A 21,296-nucleotide genomic window follows, 5' to 3' on the forward strand; every position below is an offset into this window, starting at 1 on the left:
GTAACAGTTCGGCCGAAGGCTGAACTGTTAGCAGAATTTCGACGGCATTTTTAACTATTCCTGTTTCTTCCTATATTTAGAAGGTGATTCCCCAAAATGTTTCTTGAACAGCTTACTGAAGTGGTAGGCGTCGTCATATCCCACGCACAGGGCAATGTCCTGTATGCTGGCATCCTTCTGCTTGTCAAGCAGAAGCCGGGCCTTTTCCATCCTGATTTTGATCAGGTGGTTGATAGGGGTGTCGCCGGTTTCGCTTTTGAAAATTTTGGATATGTAAAAAGGGCTCAGGTACATATTCCTGGCGATCTGATCCAGGGATATTTTTTCATTGTAGTGGCAGTCCAGGTAGTCTATGATCTGCTCTACCACGTATTTTTTGTTGGTGGATTCAAATTCATAGCCTTCTTCTATTGTGACCGGCGCAACTACCTGTTCACGGTAGAGCAGGAGGATCATCTGGGTGACGTAGGCCTTGAGCATGAAGTAGCGTCCCGGCTGGCAGCTGGTGCTTTCCGTCTTGATGAGGGAGCAGAGGCGTGACAGTGTGACGAAGGTCTTCTCGCCGGGGCGGATGAGGCATTCGTGGCCGGGAAAGAGGATCTGGTTGCGTTCCATGTCCCGGATGTGTATGTCCGTAAAGGCTACGTAAAATTCCTCCAGAGGGGCTTCTGCTGAGGAGTAGGTGCATTGGTGCTGGATGCCCGGATTAATGAGGAGTACATCGCCTTTTTTAACCGGATACCATTTTCCGCCCAGCACAAAATGGCCCTCACCGGACAGGATCAGGGCTATTTCTATGAAGTCGTGGCTGTGAAGGCGTTCCGGTTCTTTCCTGGATATCTGGCAGGTGAAGAGGAACGTGGGGTTCAGGTCCTCGTAGGTTATGTCGTATTGTATTTGGCACATGGGTGGTGTATCAACTCCCTGGGGGTGGATTGGTGTGGTGGTGCGCAGGACGAAAGGTATGGAGGGGCAGCGTAGCTTGGGGTAAGGGCTTAAGGGCAAGGGCACAGCCTGGCACCGGGGGGCCGCAGCTTGGGCCGGGAAGCCAGGGGGCTTCCCGGCTTGGGGCAGTCGCCCCAACCCTGAACAGGGAAAAACTGCCTGGAGAGCAGCTGAAGCTGTTCTCCATTCAGCTTTTCCCTGTTCAGGGCGCTGCTCGTTGGTAACAACATTATAATCCATTCCCCTGAAAAAAAATATAGTTTGGTTGTGAAAAGTTGAATTTTTTATTAATTCGGTTTGGTTGATGTTGCATATCGGGAAAAAGTTTAGTACACTGTAGGTTGAAATATTACTGGCTTGTTTTTGACTGTCTTTTGCCGAAGTGAGGGGCTTTGGGCCCGGCGGGGGCGGTTGGACGGGCTCATAGGATGAAGGAGGATAACCAATGGCACAGGTTGGTATTGTAATGGGAAGCGATTCCGATATGCCTGTAATGGCAAAGGCAGCTGATATTCTGGAGGAACTGGGGATTTCTTATGAAATGAAGATCATTTCTGCCCACAGGGAGCCGGATGTTTTTTTTGAATATGCGAAGTCTGCGGAAGACAGGGGATTTAAGGTGATTATAGCAGGAGCGGGTATGGCTGCACATCTTCCTGGTATGTGCGCCGCAATTTTCCCGATGCCGGTAATTGGTATTCCCATGCATACAACTTCTCTGGGCGGCAGGGATTCCCTTTATTCTATCGTACAGATGCCCAGCGGCATTCCGGTTGCTACGGTCGCTATCAACGGCGGCGCGAACGCAGGGCTTCTGGCGGCTAAGATTCTTGCTACTTCAGATGCGGCTCTGCTTCAGAAACTGAAGGATTACTCCCAGGGGCTGAAGGAAAGCGTTCAGAAAAAGGATGCGCATCTCCAGGAAACAGGCTACAGGAATTATAATAAGTAATATTAAGAAGCTGTTTTGCAGGCCCGCAGGTCTGAGTTAAGCGTAAGAAGCGGTGAACCTGAAAGCAAAAACTGCCGCCGGCAACGATTCGGCCCGGATTTTTGCATATGGCTGTCAGCAGACAGGACAGTCACAGAAATTAAAGATAAAACAGGGAATACGGCAGCTGCGCCGGGGCGCACTGGATCCGTACCCGATGGAGGATACGATGGATTATAAGAACGCTGGTGTAGATATTGAAGCAGGGTATAAATCGGTTGAACTGATGAAAAAATATGTGAAGGAAACCATGCGTCCGGAGGTTCTGGGCGGCCTGGGAGGTTTTTCCGGGGCTTTCTCCCTTGACAGCTTTAAGGGAATGGAAAAGCCCACACTGGTTTCCGGAACGGACGGCGTGGGAACGAAGCTGAAGCTTGCGTTTCTTCTTGATAAGCATGACACGGTTGGTATTGACTGCGTGGCTATGTGTGTGAACGACATTGCATGCGCGGGCGGCGAACCGCTGTTTTTCCTGGACTACATTGCATGCGGAAAGAACTATCCTGAGAAAATCGCCACTATCGTTAAAGGTGTGGCGGATGGCTGTAAGCAGGCGGGTGCTGCCCTGATTGGCGGCGAGACTGCGGAAATGCCCGGCTTTTATCCTGAGGACGAATACGACCTTGCAGGATTCGCTGTGGGCATCGTTGATGAGAAGAAGCTGATTACCGGCGAACAGCTGAAGGCGGGAGACGTGCTGATTGGCATGGCCAGCTCCGGCGTTCACAGCAATGGTTTTTCGCTGGTGAGAAAGGTTTTTGAAATGACTAAGGAATCCCTGGAGACCTACTATGAGGAACTGGGGACAACATTGGGTGAAGCGCTGATTGCGCCCACCAAGATCTATGTGAAGGCTCTGAAGGCCGTGAAGGATGCCGGGGTTGAGATCAAAGCGTGCAGCCATATTACAGGCGGCGGTTTCTATGAGAATATTCCCCGTATGCTTCCCGACGGCGTCCGTGCCGTTGTAAGGAAGGACAGCTATGAGGTGCCTGCTATTTTCAGGCTGCTTGCTGATAAGGGAAATATTGAAGAGCAGATGATGTACAATACATATAATATGGGTATCGGCATGGTGCTTGCAGTAGACCCGTCAGAGGTCGAAGCAGCTATGGCGGCTGTCCGTGAGGCAGGAGAGACCCCTTATGTTATCGGTGAAGTGGAAGCCGGGGAAAAGGGAGTCGTATTATGCTGAGAATTCTGGTGTGTGTATCCGGCGGAGGCACCAATCTGCAGGCTGTTATCGATGCCATTGGCAGCGGCAGCCTGACCAATACGGAAATTATAGGTGTCATCAGCAACAATAAGAATGCATATGCGCTGACCCGGGCGGAGCAGAACGGAATTGATGCCGTCTGCGTCTCTCCGAAGGATTTTCCGGATCGTGAGGCCTTTAACCGGGCATTTCTGGAAAAGGTCAATGAATACCATCCGGATTTAATCGTTCTTGCAGGCTTTCTGGTTGCCATACCGGCGGCCATGATAGAAAGCTATCGTAACCGTATAATCAATATCCATCCCTCCCTGATCCCGTCGTTCTGCGGCGTGGGCTTCTATGGGCTGAAGGTGCATGAAGCTGCATTGGCGAGGGGAGTGAAGGTGACCGGGGCGACCGTTCACTTTGTGGATGAAGGAACGGATACCGGCCCGATAATCCTGCAGAAGAGCGTTCAGGTGCACCAGGACGATACACCGAAGACGCTTCAGCAGCGTGTGATGGAGGAAGCCGAATGGCAGCTTCTGCCTCAGGCGATTGATATGATTGCCAACGGCAGAATCAGTGTGGAAGACGGAAAGGTGAGATACAAATGAAAATTCTGATTGTAGGCGGCGGCGGACGGGAGCATGCGATTGCGGCAGCCGTGGCCAGAAGCCCGAAAGCAGATAAAATATACTGTGCGCCCGGAAATGCAGGTATTGCCGAAGTGGCTGAATGCGTCCCCCTGGGCGTGGATGAATTTGATAAAATCGCTTCCTTCGCAAAGGAAAAGGAAGTGGATCTGGTGATTGTAGGGCCGGATGATCCTCTGGCTGCGGGCATTGTGGATGTCCTTGAGGCAGCGGGGCTGCGTGTGTTCGGCCCCAGGAAAAATGCGGCGATTCTGGAAGGAAGCAAGGCTTTTTCCAAAGATCTAATGAAAAAATACAACATCCCCACAGCAGCCTATGAAACCTTTGATGATGCGCAGAAGGCAGTGGAATACCTGGAAACGGCCAGCTTCCCTATCGTGCTGAAGGCAGACGGGCTGGCATTGGGCAAAGGGGTGCTTATCTGCAATACAAAGGAAGAAGCGCTGGAAGGCGTAAAAAGCATTATGACGGATAAGCAGTTCGGTTCCGCCGGCAACCGTATGGTGGTGGAGGAATACATGACCGGACGCGAGGTTTCCGTACTTTCCTTTGTTGACGGAAAGCATATCAAAATTATGACCTCCGCACAGGATCATAAACGCGCCTGCGACGGGGACAAGGGCCTGAATACGGGCGGCATGGGAACTTTTTCTCCTTCTCCGTTCTATACGAAAGAAGTTGATGATTTCTGTAAACAATATATCTATCAGCCCACTGTGGATGCCATGGCGGAGGAAGGAAGGGAATTTAAGGGAATTATTTTCTTCGGCCTGATGCTTACGGAAAAAGGCCCCAGGGTGCTGGAATACAATGCAAGATTCGGGGATCCTGAAGCGCAGGTGGTGCTTCCGCGTATGAAGAACGATATCATAGATGTAGTGGAAGCGTGCATTGACGGCACCCTGGATCAGATTGAGCTGCAGTTTGAAGACAATGCGGCGGTCTGCGTGGTGCTGGCATCACAGGGCTATCCGGTAAAATACGAAAAGGGCCTTAAGATAAGCGGCCTGGAGAAATTCAAAGACGCCGATGGTTATTTCTGCTATCATGCCGGAACCAGATTCGACAATGAAGGGAACATCGTGACTAACGGCGGCAGGGTTCTCGGCATCACCGCAACGGGCAAGGACCTGAAGGCGGCGAGAGCCAACGCTTATGAGGCCGCCGGCTGGGTAGACTTTGCCAATAAGTATATGCGTACGGATATCGGCAAAGCTATTGACGAGGCGTAAACCACAAATGGTAAAGGGGTCAGGAAATGAACAGGATAAAAACGAAAAGTACAGGTATAGTGCTTCGGATTACGGCAGTTTTGACAGCTATATTGTTTTGCGCCGCAGTGCCGGCACAGACAGCGCTGACGGGACATGCAACCAATAGCCTGGGCAGTCAGGGCAGTGTCAATAACGGTGATTCGGAAGGCGGTAATGAGGGTGCGGAAGATGCCGGAGGAGACGACGCAGAATTAAATGAAATTATAAACGAAAATTCTGAGGAAGGCATAAACGGCACTACGGTAGCCAAAATCAAAATAATTGCCGCCAGCGCCCGTGTCCGTTCCGAAGCCTCTACCAATTCAAGTGTGGTTGGAAGCCTTTCTTCCGGTGATGTTATGGATGTAACCGGGGAAACCACAGGAAGCGAAGGAAAGATCTGGTATCAGATTACCGGAGAAAAGGACGGCAAGGCGATCAACGGGTATGTACGCGAGGATACGCTGGAAATAGCGGAAACCGTGCAGCCGGCTGCACCTGCGGAGCCGCCTGAGGAAACGCCTGAGGAGACTCCTTCCGATACGGCGCCGTCCACCAATGACTATGACGTCAGCTATGCGGATGATGGAACCGGAACGAATGACTGGTATCTGAACGACAATATCAATGGTACGAGATATAAGGTTTCCGATCTTCTCGGAGCTGCCCAGACCAATGAGAGCAATATTGCCGAAATGGAGAAGCAGACGGGAAGCCTTCGTATGATAATCATTATTCTTGCGGTTATCGTAGGCCTGCTCGTTGTTGCCGTAACCGTTTTAATCTTCAAGCTGAAGGGAACCTATGACGACGGCTATGATGAATTTGACGATGACGATGATGAAATGGATGACGACGACGATGACGACATGGACGACGACGAGGAGGATGATGAGGACGACGACGATGACGATGACTACGTCCCCAGAAGAAGCAGGAGAGGTATGAGCAAAGCCTCCCGCGGCGGCAGAGGTTCCCGGAGAAGAAGCCGCTATGAATATGAGGATGACGAAGAGGATGAGGATGACGGCGAGGAGGACGATGAAGATATGTACCCCGATGAAGTCTCCTATGAGGAACCTCCCAGAAGAAGCTCCAAAGCCTCAGGAAAGGGCAGGAAATCTCAGGATTATAAGCCCCGTAATTTCCTCGATGTGGATGAAGACGATGATCTGGACTTCGAATTCCTTGATTTAAAATAACTGTTCAGTATTCTCACAGTTACGATTAAAATAACCGCAACAGTACAGCGCCCTTACCGCCGGGGATTACATAACCGGCCGGTGCAGGGCTGAGGATAAATAACGGCTGCCACGCTCCGCGGACCAGCCTTATGTTAAAAAAGCCGCTGAGTAAGTAGGACTACAGCGGCTTTTTTGAATCAAATGCCGGTTTACGTAAAAACAGCCGTTTCTGTAATAAATTTCCACTGACAAAACAACGGGACGGATATCCCGGCGCCTGGAAACCGAAAAGCGGTTGACAGGATGTGCTCCCTGTTATACTATAAATATAACAAATGAATAATAGAAAGAAGAGCGATGCGGATTGGAAATGATTATAGAGATTGATTTTAACAGTGATGAAGCTTTATATATGCAGCTGAGAAACCAGATAATTCTCGGAATAGCCACAAACCGCTTCCATGAAGGCGATGTGCTCCCAAGTGTGAGGCAGCTTGCCGACACCATTGGAATTAACATGCATACCGTGAATAAAGCATATACCGTATTAAAACAGGAAGGCTTTGTTAAGGTAGACAGAAGAAAAGGCGCGGTGATTGCCGTTGATGAAGGCAAGAAGCAGGCTATGCTGGAGACCCGGGAGGATATGCGGGTTTTGCTGGCCAAAGCAAGCTGCAAGAATATTTCCCGGGAAGAAGTGCATGCTTTAATTGATGAAATCTATGAAGAATATGGAGGACTGGAATAATGCAGTCACAGTATACAGATAAGGCCAGAGCGGCCCTTATGCTGGCTGAGAAGGCCGCCAGGAAGTTAAAGCAGAATTATGTGGGAACTGAGCATATCCTGCTGGGACTCCTGGAAGAGGGAACCGGTGTGGCCGCCAGAGTCCTGATCGAAAACGGAGCCAATGAACTGGAAATCCGTGAAATGATCGAGGATCTGATTGCGCCTGTTTCCGAAACTCCGGTAAAGGAAAGGGACGGTTATTCGCCCCGTGCCATGGCGATATTGGAAGAAAGCCACAGGCAGGCGGCACGTTTTAATTCCGCGCTGACCGGAACGGAACACATCCTGCTTTCCCTGCTCAGGGAAGGGGAGAACGTAGCTGTCAGGCTGCTGAACACCTGCGGCCTTCAGCCGCAGAAGCTGTATATGGATACCCTTGCAGCTATGGGGCTGGAGCCGGGGCAGTACAAGGAAGAACTCATTAAGAAACAGAAAAAGAAGGGAAGCACCGCCACACTGGAGCAGTACAGCAGGGATATGACCGCGCTGGCCAGAGACGGCAGGCTGGATCCTGTTATTGGAAGAGAAGAGGAAATCAGCCGGGTTATCCAGATACTCAGCAGGCGAACGAAGAATAATCCCTGCCTGGTAGGAGAACCGGGCGTTGGTAAAACGGCAATTGTGGAAGGTCTTGCTTCCAAAATTGTGGCCGGCGAGGTGCCGGATACAGTGAAAAACAAACGGGTCCTCATGCTGGATTTGTCAGGCATGATTGCCGGAAGCAAGTACAGAGGCGAATTTGAGGAGCGTATTAAGAAGGTAATCAAAGAGGTGACGGAGGATGGGAACATCCTGCTGTTCCTGGATGAGCTGCACACCCTGATCGGCGCAGGCGGCGCGGAGGGGGCGATTGACGCCTCCAATATTCTGAAGCCATCCCTTGCCAGGGGGGAAATCCAGCTGATCGGCGCCACAACAATTACGGAATACCGTAAATATATTGAGAAGGATGCCGCCCTGGAAAGAAGATTCCAGCCGGTAAATGTGGAGGAACCCACAGAGGAAGAGGCGGTGCGCATACTGGAGGGAGTGACTCCCAGGTATGAGGATCACCATAAGGTGAAGATCCTTCCCGAGGCTATTGAGGCGGCGGTAAGGCTTTCCAGCAGATATATTAACGACAGGCGCCTGCCTGATAAGGCGATTGATTTAATTGACGAAGCGGCCTCAGCCGTCCGTCTGCAGCATATGGAGCCGCCGGAAGATATCAGGAAGTTAAACGAAGAGATCCGGGAGCTGGATTTGAAAATAGAAGGCGCCATCCGCATTGAAGCCTTTTCCCAGGCCGGTGTCTGGAAACGGGAGCAGGATGAACTGTTGAAAAAGCTGGCCCAGAAGAAGGCGCGGATCGAGAAAAAGAACGCTTTAAGAAGGCAGGAGGTCACCGAGAATGACATTGCGGGCGTGGTGGCCATGTGGACCAAAATCCCGGTGAGCAAGCTGGAGGAAAAGGAAAGCGAACGGCTGCTGAAGCTGGAAAGCATACTGCATAAGCGTGTTATCGGTCAGGATGAGGCCGTAAGCGCCGTAGCGCGCGCAATGCGCCGCGGCAGGGTCGGACTCCAGGATCCCAGAAGGCCCATCGGATCTTTCCTGTTCCTGGGGCCTACGGGCGTTGGGAAAACAGAACTGAGCAAGGCGCTGGCAGAGGCTATGTTCGGATCGGAAAATGCGTTGATCCGGATCGATATGTCAGAATATATGGAGGGACATTCCGTTTCCAAGCTGATCGGTTCCCCTCCGGGATATGTTGGCTTTGACGACGGCGGCCAGCTGTCTGAGAAGGTGCGGCGCAATCCTTATTCCGTGGTGCTTTTCGACGAAGTGGAAAAAGCGCATCCGGACGTATTCAATATCCTGCTCCAGGTGCTGGATGACGGGCATATTACGGATTCCAAGGGCCGGAAGGTAAGCTTTAAGAATACCGTGCTTATCATGACCTCCAATGCCGGGGCACAGCGCATCATCGATCCGAAGAACCTGGGCTTTACCGCCCATACGGATGAAAAAAAGGATTATGAGAAAATGAAGTCCGGCGTCATGGAAGAGGTAAAAAGGCTGTTTAAGCCGGAATTTATCAACCGTATCGATGAGATCATGGTTTTCCATCCCCTGACGAAGGAAAATATGAAGCAGATTATAACCCTGCTTTCAAAGGATCTGACCGACAGATGCCAAAAGCAGCTGAATATTTCGCTGACCATTACGCCGGCGGCCAAGAATTATATCGTTGAGAAGCATTCCGACCTGAAAATGGGGGCGCGTCCCCTGAAGAGGGCCATCCAGAATATGGTTGAGGACGCCCTGGCGGAAGAAATCCTTGCGAGAAGGATTCAGCCGGGAGATAATGTAACCGTAGGGTGTAAGGAAGGAAAGATTACCTTTCAGGTAAAAAAGTAACTGTGAAGCAGTTTCATGGTTACGGTAAGAATACAGTTTCAAACAGTTAACCCCGAGAGGAACCATATGAAGGAGGACAAAAGAAAATGGCAGTAGTAAATGAATTAATCCGCGCAGAGGCAGACGGCAGCATCAGCTTTGGGAACCATACCCTTGCTGAAAAAGCAAAGCTGGAGGATTTTTCCCACGAAGGAGATCTGTATAAGGTGAAAACCTACCAGACCATGACCAAGCTGGAGAAAAACGGCATGTTTGTCTATGAATCTGTTCCGGGAACCAGTGTTCTTGAGTTCACGGAGAGCGAGGACGGCGTGAGCTTTGTGGTAGAAGGCAATGAGGACGCACAGCTCACCATCGGACTGCAGGATGATACGGAATACGATGTGCAGATTAATGGAGAGGATGCCGGAAGGATGTGCACGAACCTGGGCGGCAAGCTGAGTCTTTCCGTAGAGCTTGCAGGCGCGGGAGAAGTGAAGGTAGACATCCATAAATAAGCGCTGCTTAACAATGAAAGATCAGGAGGGCAGGGGCGGTTTTCCGCCCCTTTTTTAAATATGGCGAAAGCAAAATCAGGAACTGTGTTTTATTGTCAGGAATGCGGCTATGAGTCGTCCAAATGGATGGGGCAGTGCCCGGGCTGCCATACCTGGAACAGCTTTGTGGAGGAGCCGGTGAGGAAGGCCGCTTCCAGGAGCGCTGTCGTGGAGCGTACGGCGGGACTGTCCTCCGGCGGGAAGAAGCCGTCCACTCTTGCGGAAATATCCATGGAAAAAGAAGAGCGTATCCTGACGGGAATCGGAGAGTTGGACCGGGTGCTGGGCGGCGGAATTGTCGCCGGCTCCCTTGTGCTTGTGGGAGGAGATCCGGGAATCGGGAAATCCACCCTGCTGCTGCAGATGTGCCGGCTCCTGTCCGAAAAGGAGAAAAAGGTACTTTATATTTCCGGGGAGGAGTCCCTGCAGCAAATTAAAATGCGGGCGCAGAGAATCGGGAATTTCAGTGATTCCCTGCAGCTTTTGTGTGAAACCAACCTGGGGGACATAGAAGAGGCGATTGCCAGGGAGAAGCCGGAAATCGTGATTATAGACTCTATCCAGACCATGTACCAGGAGGAGGTTTCCGCAGCGCCGGGAAGCGTTTCCCAGGTAAGGGAGTCCACGGGGGTTTTCCTCAAGCTGGCAAAGGGCTATGGCATCTCCATTTTTATTGTAGGACATGTGACAAAGGAGGGAACCGTGGCAGGCCCCCGTGTGCTGGAGCATATGGTGGATACCGTCCTCTATTTTGAAGGGGACAGGCATGCCTCCTACCGGATACTGCGCGGCGTCAAAAACCGGTTTGGATCCACCAACGAAATCGGTGTGTTTGAGATGCGTCAGGAAGGCCTGTGCGAGGTGAAAAATCCGTCCGAGTTCATGCTTAATGGTAAGCCGGAAGGGGCCAGTGGTTCGGTGGTTTCCTGCTCTCTGGAGGGAACCAGGCCCATTCTGGTGGAGATTCAGGCGCTGGTCTGCCAGAGCAATTTCGGATTTCCCAGACGCCAGGCGGCGGGGACGGATTTCAACCGGGTGAACCTGCTTATGGCGGTCCTGGAAAAGCGCCTGGGTCTGCAGGTATCCGGCTGCGACGCCTATTTAAATATAGCCGGCGGGATGAAAATACAGGAGCCGGCCATCGATCTCGGTATCGTCATGGCTGTGATTTCCAGCTTCCGCAACCGGCCTATCGAGGAGACGATGATTGCCTTCGGCGAGGTAGGGCTGAGCGGCGAGGTCAGGGCGGTCAGCCAGGCTGCCATCCGTGTATCGGAGGCGAAAAAGCTGGGCTTCAAAACCTGTGTGCTTCCCAAAGTATGTCTGGACAAGCTGCCCAAAATCGAAGGTATCCGGCTGATCGGCGTGCAATCTGTAAAGGACGTAATGGATATCATTTAAAACCGGCTTTGCATAAAAACCGGATTATCCCGGAGGGCGGAACCGTGACAGCAGGAGCCCGGACGGAGGGAAAACAGTAACGCGGAAAGCGTTCAGGTAAATTTTTCAGGAATTTTGTCATTGTTTTTTGAATGGTAAAATGCTATGATTGGTTTGTAATTAGCTGTAATTAGGTTTTTTCGAACATGCCGTCTCGGACGGTAAAAAAGGAGGATTTTATTATGAAAAAAGCACTTTCTCTTGCAATGGCTGCTCTGCTTGCACTGTCTTTGACAGCCTGCGGCAATTCCGGCAGCACTGCTCCTGCGGAAAGCAGCACACCTGCCCAGGAAACTGCGGCGCCTGCTGAATCTGTGGAAGCGTCTACGGAAGCATCTTCCAGTGAAGCTGCATCCGATACCGCAGATGCCGGCAATGCGGCACTGAAAATCGCAATTGTATCCAGTCCCTCCGGAGTGGATGACGGTTCCTTTAACGAGGATAACTACAACGGAATTCTTTCCTTTATCGAAAAGAATCCTTCCTCTACCGTAACTCCTGTAAAAGAGCCTACAGGCGACACCGCTGCAGCCGTTCAGGCAGTAGCTGACATCGTAGCTGATTATGACGCTATTGTATGCTGTGGTTTCCAGTTTGCCGGAATCGCCCAGATCGCACAGGACAACCCGAATGTGAAATTCATCCTGGTGGATGCTTTTCCTGCCGATCCTGAAGGCGTAGAGGAATCAATAGAAGTAGAAAATATTTATGCCATGCAGTTTAAAGAGCAGGAGAGCGGTTTCTTTGCAGGAATGGCTGCTGCTTATGAGACTAAGAGCAACAAAGTTGCCGTTGTAAATGGCATAGCTTATCCTTCTAATGTTAATTATCAGTATGGATTTGAATGCGGTGTGAAATACGTAAATGAAACCGAGGGAAAATCGGTCGAACTGGTAGAACTTCCTTCTTATGCGGGAACTGATGTACATGGAGAGAATGTAGGGGGAAATTATGTAGGTTCTTTTGCTGATGAAGCAACTGGCAAGGTTGTTGGTAACGCGCTTATTGACGAAGGCGTGGATATCATGTTCGTAGCTGCCGGTGCATCCGGAAACGGTGTTATCACAGCTGCCAAGGAAGCCGAAGGCGTATATATCATCGGCTGTGACGTTGATCAGTATGACGACGGAGTAAATGGAGATGCTAACGTAATCCTTACCAGCGGACTGAAGGTAATGAGCATTAATGTTGACAGAGCGCTGACCACTATCGCTGACGGTTCCTTCAAGGGAGGAAACGTAACCCTGGGCGCAGATACCGATTCCACCGGTTATGTAAAAGAAAGCGGAAGATGCCAGCTGTCCGCAGATACCATCACCAAGATCGATGCGGCTTATGAAAAAGTAAAAGCAGGAGAAATTGTTCCTGCAGCCAACTTCAACGGAATTACTCCCGATGATTTCAAGGCGGAGTAAATCAAATGCGCCGGTACGGACAGCGGGGCGGTAAATGCGCCTGCCTGGCCTGTTATGGGTATTTGACCTTTGCGGCAGCTGCCCTGCGGATATAGAAGTCATCCGTCCGCTTTGCTGCCTCCGGAAATGAAAGGGAAGGCGGGCCGGGATTCCCGGCCCGTTTCTATTTAACAGAAGACTGTTGCGCCAAACGCGGCAGCATTGAACAGCACAGAATGCGGCGCGGCCGCATTCACATGTATATTTAGGGGATGCCAGCAAGGAACGGGGTGATGACATCCCCTAAGTATATTATGGAAATACAGCTGCCACAGAGCGGCGGAATGAGAGGGAATATATGTCGGATTATATTGTGGAAATGCGCCATATTACCAAACGGTTCCCGGGCATTGTTGCCAATGACGATGTCACGATTCAGGTAAAGAAGGGGGAAATCTTTGCCCTTCTGGGCGAGAACGGTGCGGGAAAATCAACGCTTATGAGCATGCTTTTCGGAATGTATGAGCCGGATGAGGGCGATATATATATCCGGGGGGAAAAGGTAAAGATCTCTTCGCCCAATCATGCCACGAAGCTGAATATCGGTATGGTGCACCAGCATTTCAAGCTGGTGAGCAACTATACCATAGCCGAGAATATCGTCATGGGGATGGAACCGGTGAAAAAGGTGCTTGGCCTTTTCCCCGCAGTAGATATGAAGAAGGCCAATGAGGATATCCGCGCCCTTTCCCAGAAGTACGGGCTGGAAGTGGAGCCTACGGATGTGATTGAAAATATTAATGTGTCCACCCAGCAGAGGGTGGAGATTCTGAAGATGCTGTACCGGGAAGCGGAAATCCTGATTTTTGACGAGCCTACGGCGGTGCTGACGCCGCAGGAAATCGAGTTCCTCCTGGATATCATCAAGGGGCTGCGGGAAAACGGGAAGACCATCATCCTGATCACGCATAAGCTGGAAGAGATCAAGAAGGTGGCCGACCGCTGCGCTATCCTGAACAGAGGCCGGCTGATTGACGTTCTGGATGTGAAGGAAACCAGCACCCGGAAGATGGCCAACCTGATGGTGGGACGCGAGGTCAGCTTTGAAACGCCCAAGAAGGAGCCTGAATTCGGAAAAGAGGTTCTGAAGGTGGAGCATATGACCGTGGTCAATCAGGATCATTTTGAGGTGGTTAAGGATGTTTCCTTTACTGTCCATGGCGGGGAGATTTTCGCTATCGCGGGCGTGGCCGGAAACGGGCAGATTGAGGTGGCTGACGCCATCGCCGGGCTGCTTCCCCTGCACAAAGGAAAAGTGTGGCTGAACGGGAAGGATATTACGGAGGAATCCATCCGCCGCAGGGCGTTGGAGGGAATATCCTATATCCCTGAGGACAGACAGAATTATGGCATTGTCATGGATTTCACCCTGTCGGAAAATCTGGGGCTGAGGAGCTATTTCAGGGAGCCGTTTTCCAGAAAAGGGATTCTGGATAAAAAGGCCTTTGACAGCTATGCTGAGGATCTGATCGATAAATATGATATCCGCAGCGGCCAGGGCCTGAGGACAGTTGTGCGTTCCATGAGCGGCGGTAATCAGCAGAAGGCGATTATCGCAAGGGAAATCGAGCAGGAATCGGATCTGATGATTTTCGTCCAGCCCACCAGGGGGCTGGATATCGGGGCAATTGAGAATATCCGCCGCCAGATGATTGGCGAAAGGGACAAGGGAAAGGCTATACTGCTGATTTCCCTGGAACTGGATGAAATCATGGACTGCGCGGATACCATCGGTGTAATTTACAACGGGAAGATACAGAAGATTGCCGATGCCAGAACGCTGACCACAAATGAAGTGGGAGAATTTATGATGGGGGTGAAGCGGCATGCATGAGAAACAATCAATCTGGAAAAAACTGATCAGCCGGACCCTGGGAAATAAAAAGACGCAAAGCGTGACCATTCCCGTTTTCTGTGTTTTAATAGGCCTGATCGCAGGCGCTGTGGTGATTGCCGTATTGGGGAAAAATCCTTTTTCAGCCTATTATAACCTGCTGCAGGGCTGCGGCCTTGCCCCTAAGGCATCCTATGCGGGATATAAAAGCATCCTTACCGACTTCTTAAGCTTCCTAAATTACCTGACGCCCATGATTTTTGCGGCGCTTGCGGTGGCGGTGGCCATGCGGACAGGCCTGTTTAATATCGGCGTATCTGGACAGATGCTGGCGGCAGGCTTTTTATCCTCAATTCTGGTAGGCTACAGCGGACTGAACGCGGTTCTGTCAAAGCCTCTGGTGCTGCTTATCGGTATCCTGGCGGGCGCATTGGTGGGCGGCCTTATTGGCCTGCTGAAATATAAATTCAATATCAATGAGGTGGTATCCTCCATCATGCTGAATTACATTATTCAGTATGTCTGCAGCTTCTGTATCAATACCTTTTATGTGGATCCGGTTTCCAGGCAGTCAAAGGCCATAGCCCCGGCGGCGCGCCTGACGCTGGCGGATACGGTGGTGGGAAATCTGAAAATGGATATCCCGCTGGGCTTTGTCCTGGCGCTTATAGCTGTGTTCACCGTGAAATTCCTGCTGGACAGGACCAAAATGGGGTATGAAATGAAAGCGGTGGGCTTTTCACGCAGCGCTTCCCGTTATGCGGGCATCAATGTGGGAAAGAATATTGTGGTCACCATGCTGATTTCCGGAGCGCTGGCAGGCCTGGCGGGCGTTACCTATTACCTTGGCTATTTTGCTTCCATCCAGCCCAGGGTGCTTTCCAGCACCGGTTTTGACGCGATTGCGGTTTCGCTGCTGGGAAGCAACAATCCTGTGGGCATTATTTTCTCCTCTTTCCTGATTACCATTGTGGACAAGGGAAGTACCTACATGAGCTCGGCGGCGGGCATCCAGGCGGAAATTGCCGATGTTATCACGGGCATCATCCTGCTGTTCTCCGCATGCTCGGCGTTTATCAGCTACCTGCTGTCGCGGGTGAAGGACGAGGAAGGGAGGAAGGATAAATGAATACTGTAATCATTGACGGATTGTCCTTTGCACTGCCGCTTTTCATCATGGCCATCGGCGGTATTTACAGTGAAAAAAGCGGCATTACCAACCTTGCCATTGAGGGCCTGCAGGGCTTCGGCGCTTTTACCGGCGCGCTCGTTGCGGTGCTCGTTGCGGATAAATTTGCGGGAAATTCAGCGGTTCCCTTCTACATCGCCATGCTGTTTGCCGTAATCGGCGGCATGCTGTTTTCACTGATTCATGCGCTGCTGTGTATCCGGTTCAAGGCAAATATGGTCATCAGCGGCGTGGTGATTAATATCCTGGCGATGGCATTAACCTCCTTTTTGACAAAGCAGATCAATGCCACCGTATTCGGGGCGGCCTCCGACAAATTCGTGCTGGGGGTGTCAAGCAGGCTGACGGTGCCGGGAATCTCGAAAATACCCATACTGGGAGCGGTATTTACCAATATATATCCCTTTGAAATCGTGATTATTGTGGTGGCGTTCATTGCCTGGTTTGTGATGTACCGGACACGCTTTGGCATGCATCTGCGTGCCTGCGGCGATAATCCCCATGCGGTGGATGCAGCGGGCATTGAAGTGGGCAGGGTAAGGCTGGTGGCGGTTATGGTTTCCGGCGCGCTTTCCGGGCTGGGAGGCATCTGCTTCGCCTATTCCATTTCAGCGAATTTTTCCAACAATATCTATGTGGGTTATGGCTACCTGGCCATTGCCGCGCTGATTTTCGGAAACTGGAGAATCCTCCCCACACTGGGAGCCTGCCTGCTGTTCGGGTTTGCCCGTTCCGGCGGCTACCGCATCGTGCAGATGCTGGAAATGCCCAGCAGCTATCAGGATCTGGTAATGATTCTCCCCTATGTGCTGACGCTTCTGCTGCTTGTATTCTTTTCCAAGCACAACAGGGCGCCCCGCGCTTTGGGTGAAATATATGATAAGGGAAGCCGGTAGGCTCCTTTTGGTGGCGGATACAGCCGGATTGTTCAGCAGTCCGGCTGTTTTTCTTCATGAGGTAGAGAGGGCCTGCCGCATCCGCCCCGTTTCCGTCCGCCCTTGGTCCGAGGAGGGCTGGGCCTGTATTCCTTCCCCGGGGCCGGGGCGGGGTATGTTCTGTTCTGTTTCAAAAACGGGGTGTTTCTAACCGTTCCGGGAAGTCAGAATTCTGCCAGCGAGGCTGAACTCCTCCTCAGTGATTTTAGCCGCATGTAACTTTTTTGGCAGGAGTGAGTTTGTGATTTGCGGCTAAAATTGTCTTCGTTCGTCAGACAAGCCTCTAAGGACGTCAGAATTCTGACTTCCCGGAGCGGTAAGAAACATCGCCGTTTTCTCAAACAGAACAGAACATACCCCGCCCCGGCCCCGGGGAAGGAATACAGGCCCAGCCCCCATCGGACCAAGGGCAGACGGAAACGGGGCGGATGCGGCAGGCCGGCCAAAATGATTGAAACTGCATAGTTTTTGAAGGAATTGGTTATAGAAGAAAAGTTGTTTGGTATCTATAATAATAACATAAGGTCTTTGGTATGAAGGCAGTCGGTATTGACTGGCGGAGGGGCCTGGATAGGAGCTTATATGGGAAAAATGTATGATGGTGAAATTTATGAGAAGGTCAGCCAGTGGTTTGACGGGCATCGGGAGGAGATGACGGAGGATATTAAGAGGCTGGTGCGGATTCCCAGTATTTCGGATCCGGAGGCGGAGCAGGGGCCGTTTGGGCAGGGGTGCAGGGATGCGCTGGATGAGATGCTTGCCATGGGAAGGAAATATGGGTTCCATACGGAGAACCGGGAGTATTATGTGGGAAGCATCGGTGTGGAGAATCAGGACTGGAGCAATACGATTGGCCTGTGGAATCATCTGGATGTGGTGCCGCTGGGGGAGGGCTGGGATTATGAGCCGTTTGAGCCGGTGGTGAAGGATGGGTATCTTATCGGCAGAGGAGCGCAGGATAATAAGGGGCCGGCAGTGGCCATGCTTTATGTGATGCGTTGTATCAGGGAGCTGGGGCTTCCGGCTGCACATGAGCTTTGTCTTTTTGCAGGGTGCGATGAGGAAAGGGGGATGTCGGATCTGGAGTATTACACGTCCAAATATCCGCTTCCGGCGTTGTCTATGATCGCGGACTGTGGATTTCCGGTTTGTTATGGGGAAAAGGGGATATTGGAAGGGACTGCAGTTTCCGGCAGGGACTTCAGTGATGAGGTGCTGGAGCTGTATGGCGGAAGCGCAGGCAATATTATCCCTGACAGGGCGGTTCTGGTGGTTGGTAAAAGGACAGAAGTTTCGGAAGGACAGCTGGCTGCTTTGCAGGCATCGCTTCCGGAATGTGTGAAGGCGGAGGCCCGGGATGGGAAAATCAGGGTGACTGCGTATGGAACCAGCAGACACAGCGCTTTCCCTGAAGGCAGTGTAAATGCTGTCCATGAACTGGCGGCCGCGATGTGTGGAGCCAAGCTTCTGGAGGACGGGGATCGGAAGCTGCTTCAGTTTATTGCCGATGCCACGTCGGATTATTATGGGGAGAATATTGGAATCTCTTATTCAGATGAGGTTTCCGGGCGTCTGACCTGCGCGGGGACTGTGCTGAGGCTTCAGGGGCATCAGGCGCAGCTGCAGTTTAATATCCGTTATTCCATTACGGCGGATGCGGGAAAGCTGGAGGCCGGGCTGGAGGAGTACTGCGGCCGGGGAGGTTATAAATGGGAGCTTATCAGGAATTCTGCGCCGAATTATTTCCCGAAGGACAGAAAAGAGGTTGGCCTTCTGACGGATTTATTTAACGAAATTACAGGATGCACAGCTGAACCTTATGTGATGGGAGGCGGCACGTATGCCAGGAAGCTGCCCAATGCGTTTGGCTATGGCATCGGATCCATGCCTGAGCGGGAGGGGGATATGGCAGGCGTTCTGTTCAGGAAGGGACACGGCGGCGCCCATGAACCGGACGAAGGGCTGGATCTGGAAAAACTGATTTCAGCGGCGAAAATTTATACTATGGCCATGCTGGCTTTGAATGAATGTGATTTTAATGGAGAGAAAGCCTGAACGGGCTGTTATGCGAGCTGAAAGCGGGCATTGGAGAAAGGTAACTGTGTAGGAACTGGACAGTCAGTTTAAAATAAGAAAAGGCAGGGTAATTATAATGAACAAGAAAGAAAGAGTACTGGCAGCATTGGAAAACAGGGAGGCGGATCACGTTCCCGGCGCATTCTGGTTTCATTTTCCGCAGGAGCAGGCGTTGGGGCAGGCATGTGTGGATGCGCATCTTAAGTGGTACAGGGATACGGACCAGGATTTTATCAAAATCATGTGCGACGGTTATTTTGGATACCCCAATGAAACACTGGAAAAAATGGAGAATGTGTCGCAGCTTTATGATATGAAGCCTTTGGGAAGCGGGCATAAGTTCATCAGGGAGCAGGTTGAGCGGGCGCGCGCCATTGTAAAAGCGGTGGACGGGGAGTGCTGTGTATTTTATAATGTATTTTGTCCTCTTTCCTTTTTCCGTCTTCAGACGAGCTGGGAAACAATGATGGACTGCATCAAGGCGGACCCGGAAGCGGTGAAGTATGCCTGCGGTGTAATTGCGGAGGATGCGAAGGCGCTGGTGAAGGGGCTGATCGAGGAAGCTGGCTGCGATGGTATTTATTACTGTGTGCAGAATGCGGAAACCTTCCGGTTTACTGCGGAGGAATACCGCAGCCTGGTTACCCCCTTTGACAAGGAGGTCCTGGATTATGCCAATGGCCTGAGCAGTCATAATATTCTGCACTGCTGCGGCTGGGGCGGGGATAAGAACCGTGTGGAGGTATGGCAGGACTATGAAGCCGCAGCCATTAACTGGGCGGTGTATGTGGAGGAGATGGATATTCCCTCGGGAAGAGAATTTTTCGGCGGGAAGCCTGCCCTGGGTGGTTTGGATAACCGGAAGGAGGGCGTGCTGTACTCAGGAAATGAGGAAGAGATCAGGAAGGCGGTAAGGGAACTGATCGAAACCTGCGGGAAAAAAGGCTTTCTGCTGGGCGCAGACTGCACCATTCCAGGGGATCTGCCCGTAGAACATGTCCGCTGGGTGCTGGAAGAGGCCAGAAGCATATAGGAATGTGGAAAAAAACGCTTTAGGGCGCGGGCAGAGGTGAGGCCTGAATGGAACTTTTAAACGGATGGTTGTTGCAGTACCGCGGGCAGACCTGCGGTATAGAGGAGGTAAAAAATGTATTTGGCAAAAGAAGATCGTTATGAACATATGAATTATTTCCGCTGCGGAAACAGCGGGCTGAAGCTGCCTGCGGTTTCTCTGGGGCTGTGGCACAATTTCGGAAGCAAGGACAATTATGACAATATGAAGCAGCTGGTTTTCACGGCTTTCGATAACGGGATTACCCATTTTGATCTGGCGAATAATTATGGGCCTGTTTACGGAAGCGCGGAGGAGAATTTCGGAAGGATCATGGAAAGTGAAATGCGCCCTTACCGCAACCAGATGGTGATCAGCACCAAGGCGGGCTATGATATGTGGCCGGGGCCTTATGGGGACGGCGGCAGCCGGAAATATTTGATTTCCAGCCTGGATGAAAGCCTGAAGCGGATGAAGGTGGATTATGTGGATATTTTCTACCACCACCGTATGGATCCGGAGACGCCGCTGGAGGAAACGATGATGGCTTTGGATCAGATCGTGAAGAGCGGGAAGGCTCTGTATGCGGGAATTTCCAATTATTCCAGGGAATATACGGAAAAGGCAATGAAGATTCTGTCTGACCTTAAGTGTCCTTTTATCATCAACCAGAGCAGATATTCCATATTTGACCGCAGTATAGAAGAGGACGGCCTGAAATCCTTTGCAGCGGCCAACGGCTGCGGTATAATCGCTTTCAGTCCGCTGGCGCAGGGACTTCTCACGGATAAATACCTTCACGGGATTCCGGAGGACAGCAGGATTAAGAGGGACGGCCGTTTCCTGAAGGAATCCGCGTTGACGCAGGAACGTCTGGATCAGATAAGCGCCCTGAATGAAATCGCACAAAACAGGGGGCAGAGCCTGGCGCAGATGGCGCTGTCCTGGATCCTGAGGGACGGAGAGGTGACAAGTGTGCTGATAGGCGCATCCAGGCCCGCCCAGATTACGGAAAATATTGAAATTATCCACAGAACCTCTTTCACGGCGGAGGAACTCAAAAAAATAGATGAAATCTGCGGGTAACCGTGAGGGGTACTGAACAGTTACACATGCGGTTTATATATCATGGGCAGGGCGCATGTGAACAGGCACAAACAGATGGGAGCGAACATGGAACATAACAGCAGCATATACCGGGAATATCTCCGGATTCTGGAGCAGGAGCTGGTGCCCGCCTTCGGGTGTACGGAGCCGATTGCCATTGCCTATGCGGCGGCGCTGGCGGCGCAGACGCTGGGGGAAAGGCCGGATCGGCTTCTGGTGGAGGCCAGCGGAAATATCATAAAAAATGTAAAGAGCGTCATC

General features: G+C 51.5%; 18 protein-coding genes and 1 pseudogene. 17 read left to right on the forward strand and 2 right to left on the reverse strand.

From position 1 onward, the window contains the following. Positions 1-54: 54 nt before the first annotated feature. Positions 55-906 (reverse strand): AraC family transcriptional regulator, encoded by an 852-nt coding sequence (locus tag HMPREF1548_RS14465; protein ID WP_021636986.1) that lies wholly within the window; start codon positions 904-906, stop codon positions 55-57. A gap of 89 nt (positions 907-995) precedes the next feature. Beyond that, the gene (locus tag HMPREF1548_RS30240) at positions 996-1,175 is read right to left on the reverse strand and encodes a hypothetical protein (RefSeq protein ID WP_035322229.1); all 180 of its coding nucleotides are present in this window, start codon (positions 1,173-1,175) and stop codon (positions 996-998) included. 215 nt (positions 1,176-1,390) lie between these two features. On the opposite strand from HMPREF1548_RS30240, the gene purE reads away from it, so the two are divergent. From purE to HMPREF1548_RS14560, 17 genes and pseudogenes are all read left to right on the forward strand, one after another. Beyond that, positions 1,391-1,897: a 5-(carboxyamino)imidazole ribonucleotide mutase gene (gene purE, locus HMPREF1548_RS14475; protein WP_021636988.1), complete on the forward strand. Its 507-nt coding sequence runs from the start codon at positions 1,391-1,393 to the stop codon at positions 1,895-1,897. A 208-nt stretch (positions 1,898-2,105) separates the two neighbouring features. Beyond that, positions 2,106-3,131 (forward strand): phosphoribosylformylglycinamidine cyclo-ligase, encoded by a 1,026-nt coding sequence (gene purM / locus HMPREF1548_RS14480; RefSeq protein WP_025488982.1) that lies wholly within the window; start codon positions 2,106-2,108, stop codon positions 3,129-3,131. Continuing rightward, entirely contained in the window at positions 3,125-3,748 is a 624-nt protein-coding gene (gene purN, locus HMPREF1548_RS14485) for a phosphoribosylglycinamide formyltransferase (protein ID WP_021636990.1), read from the forward strand. The genes purM and purN overlap by 7 nt, the downstream gene beginning before the upstream one ends. Further along, on the forward strand, positions 3,745-5,019 hold the full coding sequence (gene purD, locus HMPREF1548_RS14490) for a phosphoribosylamine--glycine ligase (protein ID WP_021636991.1): 1,275 nt from the start codon (positions 3,745-3,747) through the stop codon (positions 5,017-5,019). The genes purN and purD overlap by 4 nt, the downstream gene beginning before the upstream one ends. A gap of 26 nt (positions 5,020-5,045) precedes the next feature. Continuing rightward, on the forward strand, positions 5,046-6,242 hold the full coding sequence (locus tag HMPREF1548_RS14495) for an SH3 domain-containing protein (RefSeq protein WP_021636992.1): 1,197 nt from the start codon (positions 5,046-5,048) through the stop codon (positions 6,240-6,242). Positions 6,243-6,594: 352 nt separating this feature from the next. Further along, positions 6,595-6,972, forward strand: a complete 378-nt coding sequence (locus tag HMPREF1548_RS14500) for a GntR family transcriptional regulator (RefSeq protein WP_021636993.1) — start codon at positions 6,595-6,597, stop codon at positions 6,970-6,972. Further along, positions 6,972-9,413 carry an ATP-dependent Clp protease ATP-binding subunit gene (locus HMPREF1548_RS14505; RefSeq protein WP_021636994.1) on the forward strand — a complete coding sequence of 814 codons (2,442 nt, stop codon included), beginning with the start codon at positions 6,972-6,974 and terminating at the stop codon, positions 9,411-9,413. Before HMPREF1548_RS14500 ends, HMPREF1548_RS14505 begins: the two co-directional genes overlap by 1 nt. Positions 9,414-9,499: 86 nt before the next feature. Beyond that, positions 9,500-9,910, forward strand: a complete 411-nt coding sequence (locus HMPREF1548_RS14510) for a hypothetical protein (protein ID WP_021636995.1) — start codon at positions 9,500-9,502, stop codon at positions 9,908-9,910. A gap of 60 nt (positions 9,911-9,970) precedes the next feature. After that, positions 9,971-11,350, forward strand: a complete 1,380-nt coding sequence (gene radA / locus HMPREF1548_RS14515; RefSeq protein ID WP_021636996.1) for a DNA repair protein RadA — start codon at positions 9,971-9,973, stop codon at positions 11,348-11,350. Between the two features lie 221 nt (positions 11,351-11,571). Further along, positions 11,572-12,804 (forward strand): BMP family lipoprotein, encoded by a 1,233-nt coding sequence (locus HMPREF1548_RS14520; protein ID WP_035322231.1) that lies wholly within the window; start codon positions 11,572-11,574, stop codon positions 12,802-12,804. A 337-nt stretch (positions 12,805-13,141) separates the two neighbouring features. Next, positions 13,142-14,677, forward strand: coding sequence for an ABC transporter ATP-binding protein (locus HMPREF1548_RS14525; protein WP_021636999.1), 1,536 nt, complete (start codon positions 13,142-13,144; stop codon positions 14,675-14,677). Then, positions 14,670-15,806, forward strand: coding sequence for an ABC transporter permease (locus HMPREF1548_RS14530; protein WP_021637000.1), 1,137 nt, complete (start codon positions 14,670-14,672; stop codon positions 15,804-15,806). The genes HMPREF1548_RS14525 and HMPREF1548_RS14530 overlap by 8 nt, the downstream gene beginning before the upstream one ends. Further along, the gene (locus HMPREF1548_RS14535) at positions 15,803-16,762 is read left to right on the forward strand and encodes an ABC transporter permease (RefSeq protein WP_021637001.1); all 960 of its coding nucleotides are present in this window, start codon (positions 15,803-15,805) and stop codon (positions 16,760-16,762) included. The genes HMPREF1548_RS14530 and HMPREF1548_RS14535 overlap by 4 nt, the downstream gene beginning before the upstream one ends. A gap of 621 nt (positions 16,763-17,383) precedes the next feature. Continuing rightward, positions 17,384-18,856: a Sapep family Mn(2+)-dependent dipeptidase gene (locus HMPREF1548_RS14545; RefSeq protein WP_021637004.1), complete on the forward strand. Its 1,473-nt coding sequence runs from the start codon at positions 17,384-17,386 to the stop codon at positions 18,854-18,856. Between the two features lie 97 nt (positions 18,857-18,953). Continuing rightward, complete coding sequence (locus tag HMPREF1548_RS14550) at positions 18,954-19,910, forward strand: uroporphyrinogen decarboxylase family protein (protein WP_021637005.1); 957 nt, start codon at positions 18,954-18,956, stop codon at positions 19,908-19,910. A 114-nt stretch (positions 19,911-20,024) separates the two neighbouring features. Further along, positions 20,025-21,014 (forward strand): L-glyceraldehyde 3-phosphate reductase, encoded by a 990-nt coding sequence (mgrA, locus tag HMPREF1548_RS14555; RefSeq protein ID WP_021637006.1) that lies wholly within the window; start codon positions 20,025-20,027, stop codon positions 21,012-21,014. An 87-nt stretch (positions 21,015-21,101) separates the two neighbouring features. Further along, positions 21,102-21,296: pseudogene (locus HMPREF1548_RS14560) on the forward strand (serine dehydratase subunit alpha family protein); the annotation flags it as partial.

It is taken from the genome of Clostridium sp. KLE 1755 (assembly GCF_000466465.2).
GTDB classification, from domain to species: Bacteria; Bacillota; Clostridia; order Lachnospirales; family Lachnospiraceae; genus Eisenbergiella; species Eisenbergiella porci.

Excerpts from the sequence above, each read along its gene's own strand:
- HMPREF1548_RS14465 (WP_021636986.1), bottom strand. The coding sequence starts at position 906 with ATGTGCCAAATACAATACGACATAACCTACGAGGACCTGAACCCCACG.
- HMPREF1548_RS30240 (WP_035322229.1), bottom strand. The coding sequence starts at position 1,175 with ATGTTGTTACCAACGAGCAGCGCCCTGAACAGGGAAAAGCTGAATGGA.
- purE (WP_021636988.1), top strand. The coding sequence starts at position 1,391 with ATGGCACAGGTTGGTATTGTAATGGGAAGCGATTCCGATATGCCTGTA.
- purM (WP_025488982.1), top strand. The coding sequence starts at position 2,106 with ATGGATTATAAGAACGCTGGTGTAGATATTGAAGCAGGGTATAAATCG.
- purN (WP_021636990.1), top strand. The coding sequence starts at position 3,125 with ATGCTGAGAATTCTGGTGTGTGTATCCGGCGGAGGCACCAATCTGCAG.
- purD (WP_021636991.1), top strand. The coding sequence starts at position 3,745 with ATGAAAATTCTGATTGTAGGCGGCGGCGGACGGGAGCATGCGATTGCG.
- HMPREF1548_RS14495 (WP_021636992.1), top strand. The coding sequence starts at position 5,046 with ATGAACAGGATAAAAACGAAAAGTACAGGTATAGTGCTTCGGATTACG.
- HMPREF1548_RS14500 (WP_021636993.1), top strand. The coding sequence starts at position 6,595 with ATGATTATAGAGATTGATTTTAACAGTGATGAAGCTTTATATATGCAG.
- HMPREF1548_RS14505 (WP_021636994.1), top strand. The coding sequence starts at position 6,972 with ATGCAGTCACAGTATACAGATAAGGCCAGAGCGGCCCTTATGCTGGCT.
- HMPREF1548_RS14510 (WP_021636995.1), top strand. The coding sequence starts at position 9,500 with ATGGCAGTAGTAAATGAATTAATCCGCGCAGAGGCAGACGGCAGCATC.
- radA (WP_021636996.1), top strand. The coding sequence starts at position 9,971 with ATGGCGAAAGCAAAATCAGGAACTGTGTTTTATTGTCAGGAATGCGGC.
- HMPREF1548_RS14520 (WP_035322231.1), top strand. The coding sequence starts at position 11,572 with ATGAAAAAAGCACTTTCTCTTGCAATGGCTGCTCTGCTTGCACTGTCT.
- HMPREF1548_RS14525 (WP_021636999.1), top strand. The coding sequence starts at position 13,142 with ATGTCGGATTATATTGTGGAAATGCGCCATATTACCAAACGGTTCCCG.
- HMPREF1548_RS14530 (WP_021637000.1), top strand. The coding sequence starts at position 14,670 with ATGCATGAGAAACAATCAATCTGGAAAAAACTGATCAGCCGGACCCTG.
- HMPREF1548_RS14535 (WP_021637001.1), top strand. The coding sequence starts at position 15,803 with ATGAATACTGTAATCATTGACGGATTGTCCTTTGCACTGCCGCTTTTC.
- HMPREF1548_RS14545 (WP_021637004.1), top strand. The coding sequence starts at position 17,384 with ATGGGAAAAATGTATGATGGTGAAATTTATGAGAAGGTCAGCCAGTGG.
- HMPREF1548_RS14550 (WP_021637005.1), top strand. The coding sequence starts at position 18,954 with ATGAACAAGAAAGAAAGAGTACTGGCAGCATTGGAAAACAGGGAGGCG.
- mgrA (WP_021637006.1), top strand. The coding sequence starts at position 20,025 with ATGTATTTGGCAAAAGAAGATCGTTATGAACATATGAATTATTTCCGC.